The sequence below is a fragment of the Parafrankia sp. BMG5.11 genome, from assembly GCF_004337455.1.
The window spans coordinates 92,257-114,322 of record NZ_SJXI01000002.1 but is presented as its reverse complement, the minus strand read 5'-3'; the positions used below and the strand labels follow the sequence as shown (position 1 = coordinate 114,322).

The window sequence follows — 22,066 nt, the reverse complement described above, 5'->3', positions numbered from 1 at the left end:
CCATGACCCTCGACGAGGTGCGCGACCTGGCCGCCGCCATCCGCGGCGAAGTCGCCAAGGCCGTGGTCGGGCAGGAACAGACCGTCGAGCATCTGCTGGTAGCGCTGCTCGCGGAAGGGCACGTCCTGCTGGAGGGTCCGCCGGGCACCGCCAAGACGTTCCTCGCCCAGTGCTTTGCCGCCGCGCTGGGCCTGGATTTCGGGCGCATCCAGTTTACCCCCGACCTGCTGCCGGGCGATATCCTCGGCTCCAACCTGTTCAACTTCCAGACCAGCCAGTTCACCCTGACCCGCGGGCCGATCTTCTGCGACCTGCTGCTGGCGGACGAAATCAACCGCACCCCGCCCAAGACCCAGGCCGCGCTGCTCGAAGCGATGCAGGAGCGTCGGGTGACGCTCGACGGTGAGACTCACGCCCTGCCAGAGCGGTTCATGGTCGTCGCAACGCAGAACCCGATCGAGAGCCAGGGCGTCTATCCCTTGCCCGAGGCGCAGCTCGATCGCTTCCTGTTCAAGCTGCTGGTGGCTTATCCCGCTCCGCAAGAGGAAGCTGCGATCGTTAGCCGCTTCGCCCAGCGGCTCGGCCCGCCGCGTCCGGCCGAGTTCGGGGTCGGTCCGGCGACCGACGCCGCCCGGCTCACCGGTGCCTCCGCCGCCCTCGATCAGGTGACAGTCGCCGGGGATATCGTCGATTATGTGGTGCGGCTGGTGCGCGCGACGCGTGAAACGAGCGATCTCGCCACCGGCGCTTCACCGCGCGCTGCGGTACAGCTCGCCAAGGCAGCTCGCGCCCGCGCGGCGCTGGAAGGGCGCGACTATGTGCTTCCCGACGACGTCAAGGCACTCGCCGCTTCGGTCCTGCGGCACCGCCTGACCCTTAGCCCCGCCGCCGAGATCGAAGGCCGACAGGTTGAGCAGCTTGTCGCGGAACTGGTCGAGCAGACCGAGGCGCCGCGCTAGCGATGATCGTCCCCGCCCCCCGTGCCGCGCTGTTCGCCATGCTGGCCGCGCCGGTCGCGCTGGTGATCGCCGCTTCCGCGCCCGGCGCGTGGGTCATCGCACCTTTGGCGGGGGTAGTTCTGGTCGCGCTGGTACTGATCGACGCGATGCTCGCGGGCGGGTTGGCGGAGTGGCGGGTAACGGTGCCCGAAGATGCCGAGATCGGAGAGCCGGTGACGCTGACGGTGATGGCCGACATCGGCGATGGCCGCGCGCGCCGAGTGGACGCGGCGCTTGCAGTCGATCCCCGACTCGCGCGATCGGGTCAGACCAATGTCGCGCTGACGCCGCGCGACGGCGCGTGGCAGGGGGAAGCGGTGTTCGTCCCCAACCGCCGGGGCACCGCCGCCCTCTCTCATCTCTGGCTGCGCTGGAGCGGACCGCTGGGTCTCGGCGCCCGGCAGTTTTCCGTGCCGCTCGAGCGCCAGTTGCGGATTTGGCCCGACCTGTCGCCAATCCGCAGCCCCACCCTGCAGCACTTCCTCCGCAACACGGAGGTCGGCCTCATCGCGCGGCGCATCCGCGGAGAGGGCACCCAGTTCGAAGCGCTCTCGGAATATCAACCCGGCATGGACAGGCGGCGGATCGACTGGAAGACCAGCAGCCGCCACACCCGCCTGTTCGCCCGCGAGAACGAGGCCGAGCGCAACAACCAGATCGTGTTCGCATTCGATTGCGGCCAGTCGATGTGCGAGCCGGTCGATGGCCTGCCGCGGATCGACCGGGCGGTCTCCGCCGCGCTGACCGCGGCTTATGTGGCGCTCAAGGGCGGCGACCGGGTGGCGCTGTTCGGCTTTGCCCGCCGGCCGTTGGTCATGACGCCGTTCCACGGCGAAACCCGCGCGTTTCACTACCTGCAAAGCGCGGCCGCCGGGCTGGACTATCACGCGGAGGAACCGAATTTTACCCTCGCGCTGGCCACTCTGTCCCAGCGGCTCCAGCGGCGTAGCCTGGTGGTGCTGTTCTCCGATTTCACCGATCCCACCAGTGCCGAGCTGATGATCGAAAGTCTCGGGCGGCTGGTGGAGCGGCACCTGGTCCTGTTCGTCACCATCGAGGACAGCGAACTGGCCGGGCTGCAGGCGGCAGAGCCCGACAGCCTCGATGCGCTGGCCACCGCCGTTACGGCCGACACCCTGGCCCGCCAGCGCGCGCTGGTTCTGCAGCGGCTGCGCCAGCGCGGGATCGACGTCATCGAAGCGCCGTGGAACGCGATCGGCTACCGGTTGATCGACCGTTACCTGGACGTGAAACGCAAGGGAGCCATCGGATGAGCGACCTTGCCGCCGACGCGATCGAAGCCGCGATCCTGCGTTCCGACCGGTTCCGCCTGGGCCGCGAGGACGACTGGCGGCGGCTGGAGCAGATTGTCCGGCGGATGGAAACGGGCCGCCTGCGCAAGCTCAGCGACGAAGACGTGCTCGCCTTGCCCGCGCTCTACCGTACGGCGGCATCCAGCCTGGCGGTGGCGCGCGAGACGTCGCTCGATGCCGCGACCATCGCGTGGCTCGAGAGCCTCGTCCGCCGGGCGTGGTTCCAGGTCTATGGTCCGCGTCAGGGATTCGCGCGCTGGCTCGCCGGCTTCCTTGGCGGCGGACTCAGCCGGGCGGTGCGTGCGATCTGGCCCGATATCCTGATCGCGCTGGCGGTGATGATCGCCGGGGCCGTCGCCGGCTGGCTGCTCGTCGCCCAGGATCAGGAATGGTACTGGAGCCTCGTCCCCAGCCAGTTCACCGACACCCGCGTGCCGGGCGCCAGCCGAGAGGTGCTGCTGCAGGCTTTGGGCACCGAGAGCAGCGCAGCGGGCCTGTCCGGTTTTGCCGCTTACCTGTTCCAGAACAACGCCAGCGTTTCGATCCTGGCCTTCGCGCTGGGCTTTGCGTTCGGCATTCCCACCTTGCTGATCCTGCTGAAGGAGATGGCCACCCTTGGCGCGATGCTGTGGCTGTTTGCCGGGCAAGGCTTGACGCTCGAATTCGCCGCGTGGCTGTCGGTCCACGGCTCGACCGAACTGTTCGCCATCCTCCTGGCTGGCGCGGCCGGCATCCACGTCGGCCGGTCGATGGCCTTCCCCGGGAAGCGCGCGCTGCTGCCTGCGACCGCCGCCGCCGGCCGGCGGGCAGCGACAGTGATGGCGGGCGTGGTGCTGATGCTGGTGGTAGCGGCGGTGCTGGAAGCGTTCGCCCGCGAGTTGGTCGGGCAGACGTGGGACCGGCTGCTGATCGGCGGCGCGATGCTGCTGTTCTGGCTCGCCTACTTCTTCGCCTTTGGCCGATCGGCCAGCGCAGCTGACGCATGACCGGCGCCGTCATTCCGTATGACACGAAGCGCCGGCGCGAGGTGATCACCCCGGAAGGCATCGCCCTGACGTTCGTGGTCGCCAGCCGTGCCGCCCGATTTGGCGCATTCATTCTCGACTACCTGATCCTCACGTTCGGCGCGGTCGCGCTCACGTTCCTGATCGCGTGGGTCGCGGGCGGGCTCCGCGCGCTGGATGGCGCGGCGACCAGCGGAGCGGCCGAATTCCTGGGCGTTTCGTGGACACTCGCGTGGTTCCTTGCGTGGAACGGCTACTTCATCGCCTTCGAGCTTGGCCCCCGCGGCGCTACGCCGGGCAAGCGCGCCGCCGGCATCCGCGTGGCCGCCCGCGCTGCGCCCGGTGAAGGTGCGGCGCGGCTGACCGCCGAGGCGGTGATCGCGCGCAATCTGCTGCGCGACATCGAGTTCTTCATGCCGGTGATCCTGTTGATGTCTGCGCCGACCGGCCAGACGGGCGCAGCCGGCGTCGCTGGAGCGCTGTGGTTCCTCGGCTTCATGCTGTTCCCGTTCTTCAACCGGGATGCGCTGCGCGCCGGTGACGTCGTGGCAGGGACCTGGGTGGTCGAAGCACCGCGCCCAAAGCTGCCTCAGGCGCTCTCGACCGCGGTGGGAGCAAGGGGGACCAGCGACGTCACCGGCGCGCGCTATCGTTTCGGTGACGACGATCTGGCGGTCTATGGAGAGCACGAACTGCAGACGCTGGAACGGGTCTTGCGCGACGGCAACCCGGCCGCGCTGGCTTCGGTTCACGCGGCGATCTGCCGCAAGATCGGCTGGCACCCCGGCGCCGGGGACGAGCGCGCCTTTCTGGAAGCCTACTATGCCCAGCTTCGCGCCCGGCTGGAAGGCGGGATGCGCTTTGGCCGGCGCAAGGCGGACAAGTTCAGCAACTGACCCTGTCCGCCCCGCGCGCGGTCAAGGGGTCAGCGGGTCCACTTCATCTGGCGGAACAGCATCGATCCCATCTGTTTGCGATACGTTGCGCGTTTGCCCGATTCGGCCTGCATCTGCGCCTCGGTGCTCTTCATGTGTTCAAGGAACAGCTTGTTGCGGCGCATGCCTTCGGCGGCATCGGCAAATGCGGGAAACCACGTGACGAGGTAGATGTCGGCTTCGCCATCCCGGGCATTGCTGTTCGCCCAGATCTGGTAGTCGCTGATCCACCCTTGTTGCTTGGCGTAGTCCTGCGACTTGCGCCAACCTTGCGCCAGGTAATTGGCGTATTCGAGATCGTGACCGTCATCGATCTTGATCATGCCCATTTCGACGTAATCGGCGGGATCGACCGGGTAAGCCGACTGGGCAACGGCGGCGTGCGGTACCGCCAGCGCAAGCGCCAGCGCGCCCAGCGCGGTTATAGAAAACTTGGTCATATGCTCGAGACTCCCAATGCGCGGCCAGCGCACAATTGCGCCTCCGCCATTGCTCTGAAGTCGGGCGACCTCATTCCCCCTGTGGGCCGGCCCCTCGGCAGGTGGAAGTTACGCTTCTGACGCTGCTTGTCGAGTCCCGTGGCACCGGTGATCCCGGCCCGGGCGACCTGTGCGGAAAAGCCCCCACGCACTCGCGGCGGCTGGCGGGAATTGTTCGGACGCCCTAGGCGACCAGCCATGCATCTACGATCCGCAACCGCCGCCGACGTCGATGAGCTCGTGGCATTCTCGCGCCAGTCCTTCACCCGGGCCTTCGGCCACCTGTACGCGGCCGAGGATCTGGCGGCATTCCTGGATGAATATCGCTCGCCAGCCCGCTTCGCGGCGATCATCGCCGACCCCGGCAAGGTGCTCACTGTCGCTGAGCAGGACCAGCGCATCGCGGGGTATTCGACCGTGGAGTTCGGCGCGCGGTTTGATGCTCGGCCCGATCCCCACCCGCGCAGCCCGTGCATCCTTGGCCAGCTCTATTGCGAACCCGGCCACGGCATTGGCAGCGCGCTGCTGCACCGCGCGATCGACCAGGCCCGGCAACGACGGTGCGATGCGATGCAGTTGTCGGTCTACAGCGAGAACTTCGGCGCGCAGCGGTTCTACCAACGGTTCGGGTTCCGGCACGTGGCCGACATCGACTTCTGGGTAGGCCAGCACCGCGACGACGAGTTTCTCTACGAGTTGCCTCTTTAGAAGCCCGGCATCCTGCTCCGGCGAACCGCCGTTACAGCCACCTCCAGCGCCGGAACAGCCATATGGTTACGGCGGCGAACACCAGGCACAGTCCGGTAACGAACCAGAAACCGCGCGGATGGCCCGGTATCTCAGCCCACGGCATTCCGCCGACGTTGATCCCGAACAGGCCGACCAGAAAGCTGAGCGGCAGGAACACCGTGGCGACCAGCGTGAGCCGCCGGTTGGTCTTTTCGGAGCGGGCGAGTGCGCGGCTCCTGAGTTCGTCCATCAGCACCACCGCGCTTTCCTTGCTGACGTCGATATCGTCGAGGAAGCGGCGCAGCAGCGCGATCGTCTCGCCAATCTCACGCCGGTCGTGCTCTTCGAACCAGGCGGGCGCGTCGTGGCGGATCGCCTCCAGCGCCACGTGCTGTGGCCCCATGTGCCGTTGCAGAGCGAGGCAGTTTCGGCGGATGACAGCGATCTTCCGCAGGCGTACCTCGCTGTCGCTGTCGTCGTCGCCGTGCTCTTCCAGCCGGTCGATCTCGTCGTTCATGTCGACGATCGCGCGATTCATCCGATGGACGAGGTTTTCGGTGAGCGCGGTCACCAGCCCACCCGCGTCAAGCGGCCCCTTGCCGGCATCGACGTCTGCCAGAACGTCGCGCGGGGTCTGCGATGGATTGCGCCGCAAGGTGATGACCCGCCGCCCGTCGCTCCACATCTGGAGCGAGACCATGTCTTCGGGGTCCGCGCCGGGATTGAAATTGATGCCCCGCAACGTCGCGACGAGCGCGTCCCCCTCGCGGAATGCCCGCGGCCGGGTGTCGTCGCTGGTCAGCAGTTCGGCGATCGGCTCGGCAATGAGCAACTCACTTTGCAGCCACTCGCCCATCCCCTCGCTCACGCGGTCGAGGTGCAGCCACAGGACTTCGCCCGGCACGGAGGGCTGCCACCGCTGTGCCTCGTCCCACCGGATCGGCCGACCGCTGCCTTGCCCGTCGAGCACCCGGCCGAACAGCAGGGGTCCGCTCTCATCGCTGTGGTCGGTCGGATCGCGGGGCGTGTTCACCATGCGGATGCCATGCCGCAACCGCATTCGATTGTCATCGCAGGTGTCATGGGGCCCTGTCATTGCTCCTTCATCGAGCGGGCTCTATATGCACGGCGGCAAGGAGCACCCGATTTTGTCCTCGATCCGTCCATGGCGCGACATCGTCCGCCGTCAGTCCCGCCAGATCATGGTCGGCAGCGTTCCGGTGGGCGGCGATGCGCCGATCAGCGTGCAGACGATGACCAATACGCCCACCGAGGATGTCGGCGCGACGATTGATCAGATTCGCCGGTGCGAGGATGCAGGCGCGGACATCATCCGCGTTTCGTGCCCGACGCCCGAAAGCACCGCGAACTTCGATCAGATCGCCCGTGCGGCCAAGGTGCCGATCGTCGCCGACATTCACTTCCACTACAAGCGCGCGCTGGAAGCGGCCGACAAAGGCGCGGCGTGCCTCAGGATCAATCCCGGCAACATTGGCTCCAGCGAACGGGTTGCCGAGGTGGTACGCGCCGCCAAGGCGAACGGCTGTGCGATCCGGATCGGGGTCAACGCCGGATCGCTCGAGCGGGATCTGCTGGAAAAATACGGAGAGCCTTGCCCCGAAGCGCTGGTGGAAAGTGCGCTCGACCATATCAAACTGTTGCAGGACCACGACTTTCACGAATTCAAGGTGGCGGTTAAGGCAAGCGACGTGTTCCTTGCAGTGTCGGCCTACATGGGTCTGGCCGAAGCAGTCGATTGCCCGCTGCACCTCGGGATCACCGAAGCAGGCGGGCTGATCGGCGGCACCGTCAAGTCCAGCATCGGCATAGGCAACCTGCTGTGGGCGGGCATCGGCGACACGATCCGCGTCAGCCTGTCCGCTGAACCGGAACAGGAAGTGCGGGTCGGCTTCGAAATTCTCAAGAGCCTGGGCCTGCGCACCCGGGGCGTGCGGATCGTGTCGTGCCCATCGTGTTCGCGCCAGGGCTTCGACGTCATCCGCACGGTCGAGGCGCTCGAGAAGCGGCTTGAGCACATCAAAACGCCGATGAGCCTGTCAGTGCTCGGCTGCGTGGTCAACGGACCCGGGGAAGCGCGCGAAACCGACATCGGCATCACTGGTGGCGGCGCGGGCAAGCACATGGTGTACCTGTCGGGCGTCACCGATCACCACGTGCAGTCCGAGACGATGATCGAACACATCGTCAGTCTGGTGGAAGCGAAGGCGGCCGAGATCGAGGCGGGCATGAGCGACGCGGGAATGGCGGAGGCTGCCGAGTGAGGTTCAGCGCTCCGTTAGAATTGCTGCGCTAGTCCTTTACCCATGAATCGGCGCGACCTCCTCAAGGGCACTCTAGCCGCTGGTGCGGCGCTCACGGCATTGCCCGTGCGCGCGCAGGTGCCCGCCGTGCCCACCTCGTTGGGCCCGCGTGACCGCCGCCTGTTTGCCATTGCACAAGAGCAACTCGCTAAGCACGGCGCCGGCCTGTGGGCTCGCGATGTGGTCGGAGTGGCCGATTTCGGGCTACGCTCGTCCGACCCGCGCTTTCACTTCGTCGATCTGGAACGCGGCGTGGTCGACAGTTACCACGTGGCACATGGCATGGGTTCCGATCCGGAGCATGACGGCTGGCTCGACTATTTCTCCAACGTCCACGAATCGTGGTGCACCAGCCGCGGCGCGTACATGACCTTCGGGTGGTACACCGGGAAGTACGGCACCTCGATCCGGCTGGAAGGACGCGATCCGACCAATTCCAACGCGCTTGACCGCGCGATTGTGATGCACCGGGCAAGCTATGCGGAGCCGTCGCACCTGGCGCAGTATGGCAAGCTTGGCCGGTCGAACGGCTGCTTCGCCATGAGCGATGCCAATTTCAAACTGGCCCTGCTGCGGTTGGGCGGCGGGCGGCTGCTCTACGCCGACAAGCTGGGGCTTGGCCCGGGCGGCGAGACCGTCACCCAACCGCCCCGGGACCTGCAACTGCTGGTGCCCGAAGGCACCCCTCAGCCGCCGTTGGTGCCGGGCGGGTTCTAAGGTTCCAGCTCCGGCCCCGCCGCCCTGGACCTGATCCCGGTCCGCGCGCTCATCTCCCACCCGACCGGATGCCGTCGCCCGGCTCATCACCGAACGACGGCACTGCCAGTGTTCAGGTCGTCTGCAGATCGTCCACGATCTCGACCGCTTCCTCGCTCGTCGCGCGGGCGCGGTTCGCCTGGCGGGGCGCGTCGAGGCTCGCGAGGACCGGGGCGTCACGGCCGTAGATGTCGTTGAATTGACGCAGCTTGCCGGTAATGTCGCGGCCCATCGTGAAATAGGTGATGTAGACCGGCATCGTCTTCTGCACCGGCACCCGGGTGTACTTGCCGCTGGTGCTGATCGCCACCGCCTCGTCCGCCGCCGCCTTGCGGGTTTCGGGCGTGGTGGCGAGATTGCCCAGGATAGCCAGCGTGATCGCCAGTTCCTGCGCCCGCTCGGTGCGGATGCAGCCGTGGCTCAATGCGCGGTTCTCCTGGTTGAACAGGTTGCGGTTGGGCGTGTCGTGCAGGAAGATCGCGTGCGGGTTCGGCATGTCGACCTTCATCAGGCCGAGCGAATTGTTCGCGCCCGGCTGCTGGACGACAGTGACGAACCCGGTCTTGGGGTCGCGTGTACCCTTGTAGCCGGCGGCTTTCGCCCAGCCCGGATTGCCGAGCACCTTCGCGCCCAGCCCCTCGCCCTTCACGATCGACTGCGGGACGGTCCAGGTCGGGTTGAAGATCACCCCTTCGACCGTCTCGGCGAGCTGCGGCGTGGCGGTGCGGCCCGGCTTGCCGACGATCGTACGGTAGGTGCTGATGATCTTGTCGTTCACCGTCAGGCGCAACTGATATTCGGGCACGTTGGTGATCAGGTACTGACTACCCAGATCCTTCGCCAACCACCGCCAGCGGTCCATGTTGGCCCGGATCAGCTTGCGTTGCGCAGGCGCGGCGGTCGCGAGTTCAGCCTTCAGCGCGGCATAATCGGGGTGCTCGGGATTGAGCGAAGCCAGCGTCGCCGCGACGGAATGGCTCCGCAGCGCCTGCGCCATCACATCAGCGGTGCGGTAGCGATCGGGATCGGGATCGACCACGAACCACTGCTTGCGCGCCTCCATCGGCGTGCGCCCGTCACGCAGATCCTCGACCAGCCAGGCAAAACTGCGGCTGGCCGCCTGATCCAGCGCCCCGCCCTGTCCGCGGGCGATCGCCGCCTGCAATTCGGCAAGCTGATAGTCCTTGGGATCGAGCCCTTCGGCGCCGATGCCCGCGATCACCGCGGCGAGCGCCTGCGCATCGGCCACGTTCCAGGGCTGCACGTCCGGCGCAACCGATTGCACGGTCTCGAACGCCTTCATCCGCGAGGAGGTGACTTCGTCCGAACCGGCCGGAACCTGTGCGGCGGTCACGGTCGGCGGTTCGGGCGGAAGGATGTTCTCCGGTGCCTTGGGCCCGGGTTGGCCGGGAGCCGCAATGGCGGCCGCCGGGATTGCCGCCAGCGCCGCGCCGATCATCCACTTGCCCATCGAACCCTTGCTCACTCGTATGCCCCTTGATCTGGTGCGCAGCTCCACCGAGCCGCCATGTCGCGCTGCCGCTTTAGCGCAGCCGCCCCGCCTCCTTCAACGCGCGCGGCTGAAGCTCGGCTGAATCCCGCTTGACCGGTGGCACGATTGCCACGAGGCGCACTCGCGCCATGCCACGCGCCGATCACCCCTTGCTGCCCGTGCTGGTGGTGTTTGCCGCAATCGGGCTTTTGAGCTGGATGGACGCATGGATGAAAAGCGCCAGCCTGGCGGTCGGAGCCTATAGCGCGCTGCTGCTGCGGGCGCCGATCGGTTTCGCGATCGCCGCGCCGGCATGGCTGGCGAGTGGGGGCCGCTGGCCCGCGCGGATGATCCTCAAGATCCACCTGATCCGCGGGGCCGTGGTTGCAGCGATGGCGTTTCTGTTTTTCTTCGCCCTCACCATCCTGCCCCTGGCGCAGACGATCGCCATCAGCTTCATCGCCCCGCTGATCGCCCTGTTCCTGGCAAGCTGGCTGCTGGGCGAGACGGTCGGGCGCCGGGCCATCATCGGGGCGCTGCTGGGATTGGTCGGGGTGATGGTCATCCTCGCGGGCAAGTTGTGGCGCGAGGCCATGGGAGACGGGGCACCGCTGGGGATCGCCGCGGTCCTCACATCGGCTGTGCTCTACGCATGGAACCTGGTCCTCCAGCGGCAGCAGGCGCTGGTGGCGAAACCGCTGGAGGTCGCCGCGTTCCAGAACGGGGTGACGTTCCTGGTGCTGGTCGGCTTTGCCCCGTTCTTTCTCCAGTTGCCGGAGCAAGCGGCGTGGATCGACATCGGCGTGAGCGCGGTGTTGTCGGTGTCAGGCGCGCTGCTGTTCACCTGGGGCTATGCCCGCGCCGAAACCCAGCGCCTCGCGCCGCTGGAATACAGCGGCTTCCTGTGGGCGGCGCTGTTCGGCTGGCTGTTCTTCCGTGAACCGGTGTCGGGGGCGACCTTTGCCGGTGCGCTGCTGATCGTCGCTGGATGCTGGGTCGCCACGCGCGGCGCATCGTCCAAGCCTGAGCAGGTGGTGGTTTAGCCGCCGGGCCTGCTTGCGCCGACCCAAGCATTTCCTGCCCGCCCCCACCTTGACCTCCAGCCATCATGCGCGCAGGTGCGCGCGCATCCACCAAGCCCAGATCAAGGACTGTTTCGCACGATGACTCAGGTCGGCAAGGACTCGCTCTCCACCCGCAGCACGCTGACCGTCGGCGGCAAGGACTATGCGTTTTACTCGCTCAAGAAGGCGAGCGAGACGATCGGCGATGTCAGCCGGCTGCCGTTCAGCATGAAGGTGCTGCTGGAAAACCTGCTCCGCTTCGAGGATGCCGGTTTCACTGTGTCGATCGGCCATATCCAGGCCTTGGCCGACTGGCTCAAGCTGCCGCAGACCGGGGGCGAAATCCAGTATCGCCCTGCGCGCGTGCTGCTGCAGGATTTTACCGGCGTGCCGTGCGTGGTCGATCTCGCCGCAATGCGCGATGCGATCGCCAAGCTTGGCGGTGACACCAAGAAGATCAACCCGCTGGTCCCGGTGCATCTGGTGATCGACCACTCGGTGATGGTCGACGAATTCGGCACGCCTAAGGCGTTCGAAAAGAACATGGAGCTTGAATACGCGCGCAACGCAGAACGCTACGACTTCCTCAAGTGGGGCGCCAAGAGCCTCGACAATTTCAAGGCCGTCCCTCCCGGCACGGGCATCTGCCATCAGGTGAACCTGGAGAACATCGCCCAGTGCGTGTGGACTTCGGAAGACCAAGATGGGCGGATGGTCGCCTACCCCGACACCTGCGTCGGCACCGACAGCCACACGACGATGGTCAACGGCCTGGGCGTGCTGGGCTGGGGCGTCGGCGGGATCGAGGCCGAGGCGGCGATGCTGGGCCAGCCGGTGTCGATGCTGATCCCCGAAGTGGTCGGCTTCCGCATGACCGGCCAGCTGGCCGAGGGCGTGACCGCGACGGACCTGGTGCTCACCTGCACGCAGATGCTGCGTGCCAAGGGCGTGGTCGGCCGGTTCGTCGAATACTTCGGGTCAGGCCTATCGTCGCTCAGCCTCGCCGACCGCGCGACGCTGGCTAACATGGCGCCCGAATACGGTGCCACCTGCGGCTTCTTCGGGATCGACGACAAGACGCTCGACTACCTGCGCCTGACCGGCCGCGCCGAAGAGCAGATCGCGCTGGTCGAAGCGTATGCCCGCGAGCAGGGGTTGTGGATCGATCCGACGGCCGAGGAGCCGATCTTCACCGACACGCTGGAGCTTGACCTCGGCACGGTGGTGCCCAGCCTCGCCGGGCCCAAGCGTCCGCAAGACAAGGTCGCGCTGCCCGATGTCGACGATCTGTTCAATGAACAGCTCAAGGACATCTACGGAAAGTCCAAGCCCAATCGGTGCGCGGTCGATGGCGCCGGGCACGACGTGGGCGATGGCGACGTAGTCATCGCCGCGATCACCAGCTGCACCAACACCTCCAATCCCGACGTGCTGATCGCCGCCGGCCTGGTCGCGAAGAAGGCCAACGAGCGCGGTCTGAAGCCCAAGCCGTGGGTCAAGACCAGCCTCGCGCCGGGCAGCCAGGTGGTCACTGACTACCTCATCAAGGCGGGCCTGCAGGAGCATCTTAATGCGCTCGGCTTCGACCTCGTGGGTTACGGTTGCACCACCTGCATCGGCAACTCCGGTCCGCTGGCCGAGCCGATCAGCAACGCGATCAACAAGAACGATCTCGTCGCGGCCAGCGTCCTGTCGGGCAACCGCAACTTCGAAGGCCGCGTGTCGCCCGATGTGCGCGCCAACTTCCTCGCCTCGCCGCCGCTGGTGGTCGCCTATGCGCTCAAGGGAACGGTGACCGAGGACATGATCGAGTCCCCGATCGGCCAGGGCAGCGACGGCGTCGATGTGTTCCTCAAGGATATCTGGCCAAGCAACGCCGAAATCGCCGAACTCCGCGCTGGCGCGATCGATCGCGGCATGTTCGAAGCGCGCTATGCCGACGTCTACAAGGGCGATGCGCACTGGCAGGCGATCGACGTCACCGGAACGGATACCTACGCGTGGCGCGCTGGCTCGACTTATGTGGCCAACCCGCCGTACTTCGAAGGCATGGAGATGACCCCGGCGCCGGTGATGGATGTCATCGAGGCGAAACCGCTGGCGATCCTGGGCGATTCGGTCACCACCGATCACATCTCGCCCGCCGGATCGATCAAGGCCGACAGCCCGGCGGGATCGTATCTGCAGGAGCATCAGGTCGCAAAGGCGGACTTCAACTCCTACGGTAGCCGCCGCGGAAACCACGAAGTGATGATGCGCGGCACCTTTGCCAACATCCGCATCAAGAACGAGATGGTCCCGGGCGTCGAGGGCGGCATGACCCGCTATGGCGGCGAGACGATGGCGATCTACGACGCCGCGATGAAGCACAAGGCGGACGGCACCCCCCTGGTGGTGATAGCGGGCAAGGAATATGGCACCGGATCGAGCCGCGACTGGGCCGCCAAGGGCACCAACCTGCTCGGCGTGCGGGCAGTGATCGTCGAAAGCTTCGAACGCATCCACCGCTCCAACCTGGTCGGAATGGGCGTGCTTCCGCTGCAGTTCAAAGATGGCGCAACCCGCCAGAGCCTGGGGCTGACCGGTGACGACCGCTTCACCATTCGCGGGCTGGCCGAGATCAAGCCCCAGCAGGATGTCGAGGTCGAGGTGACCAGGGCGGACGGTACGAAGATGACCTTCACCGCCAAGTGCCGGATCGATACCGCCAACGAGCTCGAGTATTTCAACAACGGCGGCATCCTGCATTACGTGCTGCGCAAGCTCGCCGCCTGACCACCAGCGCGCGCTAAGCAAAAGGGGCGGCTCCCTCGCGGGGGCCGCCCCTTCTCGTTAGGGCGGAGCGCTTCGAGGCTCAGTCCGCCTTGGGAGCTTTTTTGCGGCGGGCCAGGACGGCGGCCGCGGCGGCGCCGAACAGCACCATCATCGGCGGCGCGGGCACCGGCGTACCGCTCGTCCCCGAGCTGGACGATGACGTCGAGCTGGACGTTGAAGATGAGGTGGAGGAACTGGTCGAACTGCTGGTCGAGCTGGATGTCGACGACGAGCTCGAAGTGCTGCTGGTGATGTTGCCCGAGCTCGACGTGCTGGTCGACACGTTCCCCGAGGAGCTGGAGGTCGAGGTCACGTTTCCTGAACTCGAGGTCGAGGTCACATTGCCTGAGCTGGAGGTCGAGGTCACGTTCCCCGAACTGGTCGACGTGGTGCTCGTGATCCCCCCGGTCGAAGTCGAAGTGGAGCTGCCGCCGCTGGATGTCGAGGTGGAGCTGCCGCCGGTGGAGGTCGAGGTCGAACCGCCGTTGTTCGAATTGTCGATGTCGATGACGATACCGCCCGACGAGCTCGAGCTGCCCGAGGTCGAACCGGTCGTGGTGGAGCTGACGACCACGCTGCCGCCGCTCGATCCGCCGCCGCCAAAGAACCCGCCGAAGAAGCCGCCCCCGCCGCCGAAGCCACCGCTGCCGCCGACCACGGTCACTCCGCCGCTGCCGCCGCTGACCGGCGGCATCGGTGCAGGCAGAGGCACCGCCGCCAGGGCAATCTGGTAAGCGGGCGCGCAGTCGGCGCCAGCGATGGGCGCGGCCGGCATCGGGGTATAGCCTCCCGCGATCGGCCCGGCGGGTACGCACTCGACAACCTCGCGCCGGACGATGTGGCGCTGGCGAGTGACCGGGCGCGGCGTGTTCCGCTTGGCGACGTGGCGCGGCTTGGCGTAACGCACGGCCTTGTGCTTGATCTGCTTGGTCTGCTTGACGCTGGTCGGGTGAGCCTTCGGCTTCTCCGCCATGTGGACCGCTCCGCCTGCCAGTAGCACGGTGCCCGCCGCGGTCGCGGACAGTTTCGCCAGGGCCATCTTTACCGACATGAGCTTGTCTCTCGTTTACCTCAGCGGGCCGGTCCGGGTCGGCGTGTCCGACGGGGATGCGTCCCTGTGTCATGAGCAAACGTCACGCGCCCGGAACGGACAATCGCGTTAACCATCATAATGGCCTGACTGACGCGCTTTTCGGGTGCCGCAGGGTGCGCACGGCGGCTTCCGTCCCAAAGTGACACCGCTTGGGGTGGCGCGCTTAACTTTTTGGCGGGTTGGCGCCTTCGTCGAATAGCCCGGTCTGCGAACCGGCGGGCGGCCGCAGGTCGAGATGGGTCCAGCCGGCATCGTTGAGGCAGCGGCCCCGCGCGGTGCGCGCGACCAGCCCCAGCTGGATTAGATAGGGCTCTACCACCTCTTCCACGGTGTCGCGCGGCTCGGCGAGCCCGGCGGCGAGCGTTTCGACTCCCACCGGCCCACCTTTGTAGATGTCCGCGATCATGCGAAGATAGCGCCGGTCCATCGCATCGAGGCCGAGCCGATCGATCTCCAGCCGTGTCAGCGCCTGGTCCGCGATCGCCGCCGTCACCGTGACGTCGCCCGCCACGTGCGCGAAATCCCGCACCCGTCGCAGCAGCCGTCCGGCCACCCGAGGAGTGCCCCGGCTGCGGCGGGCGATCTCGCGCGCGCCGCCGGGATCGAGCGCCAGCCCCAGGAGCCGGGCGCCGCGAGTCACGACCCGTTCCAGTTCCTCCACCGTGTAGAAGTTCAATCGCACCGGGATACCGAACCGATCGCGCAGCGGCGTCGTCAGCAGTCCCTGCCGCGTGGTGGCGCCGATCAGCGTGAACGGCGGCAGATCGATCCTGACCGACCGCGCCGACGGACCTTCGCCAATGATCAGGTCGAGCGCGCGGTCCTCCATCGCCGGGTAGAGCACTTCCTCCACCACCGGATTGAGGCGGTGGATTTCGTCGATGAACAGGACGTCGTTCGCTTCGAGGTTGGTCAGCAGCGCTGCCAGATCGCCGGCCTTGCCGATGACCGGGCCGCTGGTGGCGCGGAAGCCCACACCGAGTTCCTTGGCGACGATCTGCGCCAGCGTCGTCTTGCCGAGGCCCGGGGGGCCGAAGAACAGCACATGGTCGAGCGCCTCGCCCCGGCCGCGCGCGGCATCGACGAACACGCGCAAGTTCTCCCGCGCCGCTTCCTGCCCGACGAATTCGCCAAGCGACTTCGGGCGCAGCGCCGCGTCGGGGTCATCGGGCAACCGGGCAGGTGCGGTCAGGCGCTCTTCGTCGGTCAACGGCGCTTCCCGAACAAACCATCGAGCCCGAACCTGCCGGAGCCTGCCGCAGCGAAATGCAGCCCCAGGAACACCAGCACGATCGCCGGCCACCATCCGCGAAATGCCTCATCCCAGTGCACCATCAGCACCGCGACCACGAAGTTAACGGCGATCAGCAGGCCCGCCACACGGGTCAGCAGCCCCCCGACCAGCAGGATCCCGCATCCGAACTGGATCGCGACCGACAACGGCGCCAGCAGCGCCGGCGCCGGAAACCCGAACTGGCCGAGGAACTCGACGAACTCGGTCATCCGCGCGGCGCTGCTTACGTTGTCCCACGTTTCGTGAATCAGGAATGCCCCCGTCAGCGCGCGCAAGGCGAACAGCGTAAGGTCGCTGTACCGGGCCAGGTTGTTGAGCTTCAGGTTCATCCCGCGGCCTTTCGCAATGCCACGCGGATCAGGTCCCCTTCGCCCGCGCTTTCTCCCAGCTCGTCGATCGCGCGGGCCACGGCGGCGGCGGCGACGGCGGGCTTGAAGCCGAGGTTCTGCAAGGCGCTGACCGCATCCGCGCTCGCCCCGCCCTTGGGCAGCATCGTCGCCCCGCCGGGTGCGGTCGGCAACGCGCCCGCCTTGTCGGCCAGTTCATTGACGATGCGGCTGGCGAGCTTCGGCCCGACGCCCTGCGCCCGCGCGATGGTGGCGGCGTCTCCCGCCGAACAGGCGCGTTGCACGTCCTCCGTGCTCAGCGCCGAGAGGATCGCGAGCGCCACCTTGCTGCCCACCCCCTGCACCTGGGTCAGCAGGCGGAACCAGTCGCGCTCCCCCGCGGTGGCGAAGCCGAGCAGCCGCATGTCGTTCTCGCTCACCTGCAGATCGGTGAACAGCGTGCAGCCCTCCCCCGCCTCGCCCAGCGCGGCAAGGGTCTTGCTCGAACAGTGGACGAGGTAGCCGACGCCCGCGACGTCGATCACCGCCCAGTCGGCGCCGGTTTCATCAAGCAGGCCCTTCAGCTTGGCAATCATGCTTTGTTCTTGGCCGACGCGCGGCCGTTTGACCAGCGCCGCGCGCGTGTCGTCCACCGCGCGCGTCGGCGATCTGTCACACGTGTCACACTGTTCAGGCGAAGAAAATCCGGATCGGGCGAAGCCATGAGTTGCCGGACAGGGGAGGCATTGCGGACGGCCATGTCGCCGTCTTGGCAGATCGCGCGCATGTAGGAAAATGTGGGCTGCCCCTAGCAAAGCGCGTTCCGCCCGCGCTCGACACCGGCGGCAGGTGGGTTATGCAGCGGTCATGAGCTGGAACACTTTCGGGCGCGTGCTGCGGATGACCACTTGGGGGGAGAGCCACGGGCCGGCGCTGGGCGCGCTCCTCGATGGCTGTCCGCCCGGCCTGTCGCTGAGCGAGGAAGACATCCAGCCGTTCCTCGATGCGCGCCGGCCGGGGCAGAACAAGTTCACCACGCAGCGGCAGGAGCCGGACGCGGTGCGCATCCTGTCAGGTACCTTCGAGGGCCGGACCACCGGCACCCCGATCAGCCTGATGATCGAGAACGTCGACCAGCGGTCGAAGGACTATTCGGACGTCGCCAAGGCCTATCGTCCGGGCCACGCCGATTACGCCTACGACGCCAAGTACGGCTTGCGCGACTATCGCGGCGGCGGGCGCTCCTCGGCGCGCGAGACCGCCGCGCGGGTCGCGGCGGGCGCGATCGCGCGGCTGGTCATCCCCGAAGTGCGGATCGAAGCCTATGTGGTCGAGATCGGCGGCGACCCGATCGATCGCGGCGCCTTCGACGCGGCGCAGATCGGCGCCAACCCGTTCTGGTCGCCCGACGCCGCCGCGGCCAAGCGGTGGGCCGGCCTGGTCGACCGGGCCCGCCTCGCCGGATCGTCGCTGGGCGCGGTGGTCGAATGTGTCGCGTACGGTCTCCCCGCCGGCTGGGGCGCTCCGATCTATGCCAAGCTGGACGCCGATCTGGCCGCCGCGATGATGGGCATCAACGCGGTCAAGGCAGTCGAGATCGGCGACGGGTTCGCCGCTGCGCGACTGACGGGCGAGCAAAATGCGGACCCGATGCGGCCGAGCGAGAACGGCCTCCAGTTCGCGGCCAATCACGCGGGCGGCATCGCCGGCGGCATCTCCACCGGCCAGCCGGTGGTCGTGCGGGTCGCATTCAAGCCGACCAGCTCGATCCTGACCCCGGTGGAGACGATCGATCGCGACGGAAACGCAGCCGAAATCGCGACCCGCGGCCGGCACGATCCCTGTGTCGGTATTCGCGGCACCCCGGTGGTGGCGGCGATGATGGCGCTCGTTCTGGCGGACCACAAACTGCTGCACCGCACCCAGTGCGGCTGATTGGTGCGCTCCCGAGCACACCTTTAAAGAGATTATTGGGCAGTCGGGGGCTGGTCGCCAGGCGGTCCCGCATGGGTCGATTTCCAGCCCATGACCCGGCGCACCCAGTGGTGCAACCCTCCGCCGGGGGCGATGTACACGGTGTCGGTCTTCTCTTCAGGGGTCGGCGGACCGTCCATGATACCCAGGTCGATCGCTTGCCGGTCCGACAGCCGGCGGTGGAACCGAACGCCCACTTCCGCGCCGTGCGACCAGGTCACCGTGCCGCTGATCTGAAGCGCGTTGGTCAACGTGACGTGCACCGTCGAACCGAGCAGCACATGCCCTTGCGACAGGGCGAGGCGGCAACCGGACTGCGACACGTCGAGGATTCGGGCGGAATGCGGCGATGCGGGCACGCGGCAGACCACCGACAGGTTGACCGTGCGGCGCGGACTGGCTCGGCGCTCCATGTCTTCAGCGCTCCTCCAAGGTATCGGGCACGGAAGACGCGTCCGCGCGCCGATCAGGCATGGTCCGGTTCCTCTTCGACCGGGGGATGCAAACGCACCAGATGGTCGGCGACCGCCGGGTGCAACGCGTGTTGAAACTCCAGCCCCGCGCTCTGCCCGTTGGCCCAGGCGGCCACCGAGCCCAGCGTTTCCAGGCCGTTGATCTTGAGTCCGTACGAAACGCCCGGCGCCAGCGGGTGGCCGCTGGCGGTCAGCGCGCATCCCCCTTCGGACAGATCGTAGAGGACGACCGCGTGGCGGGCGCCCTGGCTCGTCCGGATCACGGCCTTGATGGTGGTGTCATAGCGGAGCGCACGGCGGCGATCGGCAAGGGAGGTCGTGTTGGGCATCATGGCTCACTGTGGCTGCCGGGATGCGACCCCTTTTTTTCCTTCAATGGTCCGACTTGCTTAACATCACGTTGCGAAATGCGACCTAATTGCTGGTTTCAGTCGGACTGCCGCAGGGGGCGGCGATTGATGGTAATCCGTATCGGGTGATCGATTTTCCCGATCTTCGCAATCGCAACAATCGCCTTGGTTGCACTGCAACACACCCTATCTCCCATCGTGGAATTTCAAGCACATTCAATCAGGAGACAACACGTAATGGGTATCGTCGGCAGCCAACTTCAGCCGTTCACCGCAACCGCGTTCAAGGCGGGCCAGGAATTTTACCAGGTCACCGACGGCGACGTCGCCGGCAAGTGGGCGGTGTTCTTCTTCTATCCCGCGGACTTCACGTTCGTATGCCCGACCGAGCTGGAAGACCTGGGCGAGCATTACGCGATGCTCCAGAAGCTCGGCGTCGAAGTGTTCGCCGTCAGCACCGACACGCACTTCAGCCACAAGGCCTGGCACGACAGCAGCGACAAGATCGGCAAGCTGACCTTCCCGTTCCTGGGCGACCAGAACCACGTCCTGTCGAACAACTTCGGCGTGCTGCGCGAAGGCCAGGGTCTGGCCGACCGCGCGACGTTCGTGGTCGACCCCGATGGCGTGATCCAGCTGGTCGAGATCACCAGCGAAGGCGTCGGCCGCAACGCCAACGAACTGGTCCGCAAGATCCGCGCCGCGCAGTATGTCCGCAACAACCCCGGCCAGGTGTGCCCGGCCGCGTGGGAAGAGGGTGAAGCGACCCTCGCCCCCAGCCTGGACCTTGTCGGCAAGCTGTAACGACACCCCTTCCCGCGGGCGCGCTTCCTCCCCCTTTCGGAGCGCTGCCTGCGGTTCAAGAGCCCGAGTCCAAGCTCGGGCCGCTGGAAGGCCCGGGGCAACCCTCGAAGCACGCCCCGGGCCTTTTGCCCTTTCCAGATACAGGACCATTCATGCTCGACACCGCGATGCAGACCCAGCTCAAGACTTACCTCGCCAACCTGCGCGAGCCGATCGAGCTCGTCGCCTCGCTGGATGACGGGCCCAAGTCCGCCCAGACCCGCGAGTTGCTGACCGAGATCGCCGCGCTGCACGAAGATGTCAGCGCCAGTTTCAACGGCGACGACGCGCGCCGGCCCAGCTTCCTTATTCGCCGGGCGAGCGATCCGGCGAAGTGGGTCCGCTTTGCCGGGCTGCCGATGGGGCACGAATTCACCTCGCTGGTGCTCGCGCTGCTGTGGGCGGGCGGGCATCCGCCCAAGGTCGCGCCGGAGCTGCTGGAACAGGTGCGCAATCTGGAGGGCGATTTCGCTTTCGAGATGTATTTCTCGCTGTCGTGCCACAACTGCCCCGACGTGGTGCAGGCGCTGGCGCTGATGGCGTTCGAGAACCCGCGCGTGACCGCCACGCTGATCGAAGGCGGCGCGTATCAGACGGAGGTCGAGGAGCGCGGCGTGCTCGCCGTCCCGGCGACCTTCCTGAACGGCGAGCCGTTCTGGAACGGCAAGCTGGAACTGGCCGAGATCGTTGCCCGGCTCGATACCGGCGCGGCCGCTGCGGCGGCGGAAAAGCTGTCCGCCAGGCCCCCGTTCGAGGTGCTGGTGATCGGCGGCGGCCCCGCCGGGGTCGCATCCGCGATCTATACGGCGCGCAAGGGCTTCTCCACCGGCATCGCCGCGGAGCGGTTCGGCGGCCAGCTCAATGACACGCTCGGGATCGAGAACCTGCCCGGCACGGCTTACACCGAAGGGCCCAGGCTCGCCGGTGAGCTCAAGGCGCAGGTCGATGCGAATGCGGTGGAGCTGATCAACCTGTCGGAGGCCGAGCGGCTTGAGCCGGCGGCGGACAGCGGCGGCTTGCACACCGTGCACTTCGCAGGCGGCGGCCGGCTGCATGCGCGCAGCCTGATCCTGGCCACCGGCGCCCGCTGGCGCAATCTCGGCGTCCCGGGCGAGGCGGAGTACCGCAACAAGGGTGTCGCCTATTGCCCGCACTGCGATGGCCCGCTGTTCAAGGGCAAGCGGATCGCGGTGATCGGTGGCGGCAATTCGGGCGTGGAGGCGGCGATCGACCTCGCCAAGATCGTCGGGCACGTCACGCTGATCGAATTCGACAGCCAGCTGCGCGCCGACGCGGTCTTGCAGGCCAAGCTGCAGAGCATGGGCAACGTCGATATCCTGACCAGCGCGCAGACCACCGAGGTGCTGGGCGATGGCACCCGGGTGTCGGGTCTGAAGTGGAAGAACCGTTGCACCGGCGAAGAACAGCAGATCGCGCTCGAAGGCGTGTTCGTGCAGATCGGTCTGGTCCCCAACACCGAGTGGCTGAAGGACAGCGGCCTGAAGCTTTCGCAGCACGGCGAGATCGTCACCGACGAGGAAGGCCGCACCTCCCTCCCTGGGATTTTCGCCGCTGGCGACGCGACCACCGTGCCGTACAAGCAGATCGTGGTGGCGATGGGCGAAGGCTCCAAGGCCGCGCTGTCAGCGTTCGAATACCTGATCCGGAACGAGCCGCTCGCCCAGGCGGCCTAGGCCGTCGGTTTATCGGGTGTATCACTCAATAAGTCCCAATTAATCGATTGGACGGTTGATCCCGTCCACGGCATCCTCTTCTTCTAACGTGCGCGAAGCACCACGAGAGGAGAA

At 66.9% G+C, this 22,066-nt stretch carries 21 protein-coding genes; 13 read left to right on the top strand and 8 right to left on the bottom strand.

The features are described 5' to 3' along the window. Positions 1-2 precede the first annotated feature (2 nt). The 4 genes from E0504_RS03050 to E0504_RS03035 are packed head-to-tail and all read left to right on the top strand — an operon-like array spanning position 3 to position 4,211. Positions 3-959, top strand: a complete 957-nt coding sequence (locus tag E0504_RS03050; protein WP_131621953.1) for a MoxR family ATPase — start codon at positions 3-5, stop codon at positions 957-959. A 2-nt stretch (positions 960-961) separates the two neighbouring features. Continuing rightward, a complete protein-coding gene (locus E0504_RS03045) occupies positions 962-2,272 on the top strand; it encodes a DUF58 domain-containing protein (protein ID WP_131621827.1) in 1,311 nt (436 codons plus the stop codon). Then, positions 2,269-3,297, top strand: coding sequence for a stage II sporulation protein M (locus E0504_RS03040; RefSeq protein ID WP_131621825.1), 1,029 nt, complete (start codon positions 2,269-2,271; stop codon positions 3,295-3,297). Before E0504_RS03045 ends, E0504_RS03040 begins: the two co-directional genes overlap by 4 nt. After that, complete coding sequence (locus E0504_RS03035) at positions 3,294-4,211, top strand: RDD family protein (protein ID WP_131621823.1); 918 nt, start codon at positions 3,294-3,296, stop codon at positions 4,209-4,211. Before E0504_RS03040 ends, E0504_RS03035 begins: the two co-directional genes overlap by 4 nt. 29 nt (positions 4,212-4,240) lie before the next feature. On the opposite strand, the gene E0504_RS03030 is transcribed toward E0504_RS03035, so the two are convergent. Then, complete coding sequence (locus tag E0504_RS03030) at positions 4,241-4,690, bottom strand: hypothetical protein (RefSeq protein WP_131621821.1); 450 nt, start codon at positions 4,688-4,690, stop codon at positions 4,241-4,243. A gap of 237 nt (positions 4,691-4,927) precedes the next feature. On the opposite strand from E0504_RS03030, the gene E0504_RS03025 reads away from it, so the two are divergent. Next, positions 4,928-5,437, top strand: a complete 510-nt coding sequence (locus E0504_RS03025; protein ID WP_131621951.1) for a GNAT family N-acetyltransferase — start codon at positions 4,928-4,930, stop codon at positions 5,435-5,437. Between the two features lie 31 nt (positions 5,438-5,468). Here E0504_RS03025 and E0504_RS03020 read toward each other — a convergent pair whose 3' ends face one another. Further along, on the bottom strand, positions 5,469-6,362 hold the full coding sequence (locus E0504_RS03020) for a zinc transporter ZntB (RefSeq protein WP_207912148.1): 894 nt from the start codon (positions 6,360-6,362) through the stop codon (positions 5,469-5,471). A 244-nt stretch (positions 6,363-6,606) separates the two neighbouring features. Here E0504_RS03020 and ispG point away from each other — a divergent pair, with 244 nt between their 5' ends. After that, on the top strand, positions 6,607-7,740 hold the full coding sequence (gene ispG / locus E0504_RS03015; RefSeq protein WP_131621948.1) for a flavodoxin-dependent (E)-4-hydroxy-3-methylbut-2-enyl-diphosphate synthase: 1,134 nt from the start codon (positions 6,607-6,609) through the stop codon (positions 7,738-7,740). Between the two features lie 42 nt (positions 7,741-7,782). Continuing rightward, complete coding sequence (locus E0504_RS03010; protein WP_131621819.1) at positions 7,783-8,496, top strand: murein L,D-transpeptidase catalytic domain-containing protein; 714 nt, start codon at positions 7,783-7,785, stop codon at positions 8,494-8,496. 112 nt (positions 8,497-8,608) lie between these two features. Here the strand turns inward: E0504_RS03010 and E0504_RS03005 are convergent, their stop codons facing one another. After that, positions 8,609-10,006 (bottom strand): L,D-transpeptidase family protein, encoded by a 1,398-nt coding sequence (locus tag E0504_RS03005; protein WP_131621946.1) that lies wholly within the window; start codon positions 10,004-10,006, stop codon positions 8,609-8,611. Positions 10,007-10,206: 200 nt separating this feature from the next. On the opposite strand from E0504_RS03005, the gene E0504_RS03000 reads away from it, so the two are divergent. The 3 genes from E0504_RS03000 (at position 10,207) to E0504_RS51175 (ending at position 14,639) form a co-directional block, all read left to right on the top strand. Further along, entirely contained in the window at positions 10,207-11,070 is an 864-nt protein-coding gene (locus E0504_RS03000) for a DMT family transporter (protein WP_243657396.1), read from the top strand. 120 nt (positions 11,071-11,190) lie between these two features. After that, positions 11,191-13,866 carry an aconitate hydratase AcnA gene (gene acnA / locus E0504_RS02995; RefSeq protein WP_131621815.1) on the top strand — a complete coding sequence of 892 codons (2,676 nt, stop codon included), beginning with the start codon at positions 11,191-11,193 and terminating at the stop codon, positions 13,864-13,866. A gap of 101 nt (positions 13,867-13,967) precedes the next feature. After that, on the top strand, positions 13,968-14,639 hold the full coding sequence (locus E0504_RS51175) for a hypothetical protein (RefSeq protein ID WP_207912143.1): 672 nt from the start codon (positions 13,968-13,970) through the stop codon (positions 14,637-14,639). Between the two features lie 522 nt (positions 14,640-15,161). On the opposite strand, the gene ruvB is transcribed toward E0504_RS51175, so the two are convergent. From ruvB to ruvA, 3 genes are read right to left on the bottom strand one after another with little or no spacing between them, the layout of a single operon-like run. After that, the gene (ruvB, locus tag E0504_RS02985; protein ID WP_131621813.1) at positions 15,162-16,208 is read right to left on the bottom strand and encodes a Holliday junction branch migration DNA helicase RuvB; all 1,047 of its coding nucleotides are present in this window, start codon (positions 16,206-16,208) and stop codon (positions 15,162-15,164) included. After that, the gene (locus tag E0504_RS02980; RefSeq protein ID WP_131621811.1) at positions 16,205-16,621 is read right to left on the bottom strand and encodes a DoxX family protein; all 417 of its coding nucleotides are present in this window, start codon (positions 16,619-16,621) and stop codon (positions 16,205-16,207) included. The genes ruvB and E0504_RS02980 overlap by 4 nt, the downstream gene beginning before the upstream one ends. After that, entirely contained in the window at positions 16,618-17,214 is a 597-nt protein-coding gene (ruvA, locus tag E0504_RS02975) for a Holliday junction branch migration protein RuvA (protein WP_131621944.1), read from the bottom strand. Before ruvA ends, E0504_RS02980 begins: the two co-directional genes overlap by 4 nt. Positions 17,215-17,485: 271 nt before the next feature. Between ruvA and aroC the strand changes: the two genes are divergently transcribed. Beyond that, positions 17,486-18,553: a chorismate synthase gene (aroC, locus tag E0504_RS02970; protein WP_131621809.1), complete on the top strand. Its 1,068-nt coding sequence runs from the start codon at positions 17,486-17,488 to the stop codon at positions 18,551-18,553. A 32-nt stretch (positions 18,554-18,585) separates the two neighbouring features. Here the strand turns inward: aroC and E0504_RS02965 are convergent, their stop codons facing one another. Then, a complete protein-coding gene (locus E0504_RS02965) occupies positions 18,586-19,005 on the bottom strand; it encodes a PilZ domain-containing protein (protein WP_131621807.1) in 420 nt (139 codons plus the stop codon). 53 nt (positions 19,006-19,058) lie between these two features. After that, complete coding sequence (locus E0504_RS02960) at positions 19,059-19,397, bottom strand: PilZ domain-containing protein (protein ID WP_131621805.1); 339 nt, start codon at positions 19,395-19,397, stop codon at positions 19,059-19,061. Positions 19,398-19,652: 255 nt separating this feature from the next. Here E0504_RS02960 and ahpC point away from each other — a divergent pair, with 255 nt between their 5' ends. Both ahpC and ahpF read left to right on the top strand, forming a co-directional pair. Further along, complete coding sequence (ahpC, locus tag E0504_RS02955) at positions 19,653-20,219, top strand: alkyl hydroperoxide reductase subunit C (RefSeq protein WP_131621803.1); 567 nt, start codon at positions 19,653-19,655, stop codon at positions 20,217-20,219. 152 nt (positions 20,220-20,371) lie between these two features. Continuing rightward, positions 20,372-21,952 (top strand): alkyl hydroperoxide reductase subunit F, encoded by a 1,581-nt coding sequence (gene ahpF, locus E0504_RS02950; protein ID WP_131621801.1) that lies wholly within the window; start codon positions 20,372-20,374, stop codon positions 21,950-21,952. Positions 21,953-22,066: the final 114 nt, after the last annotated feature.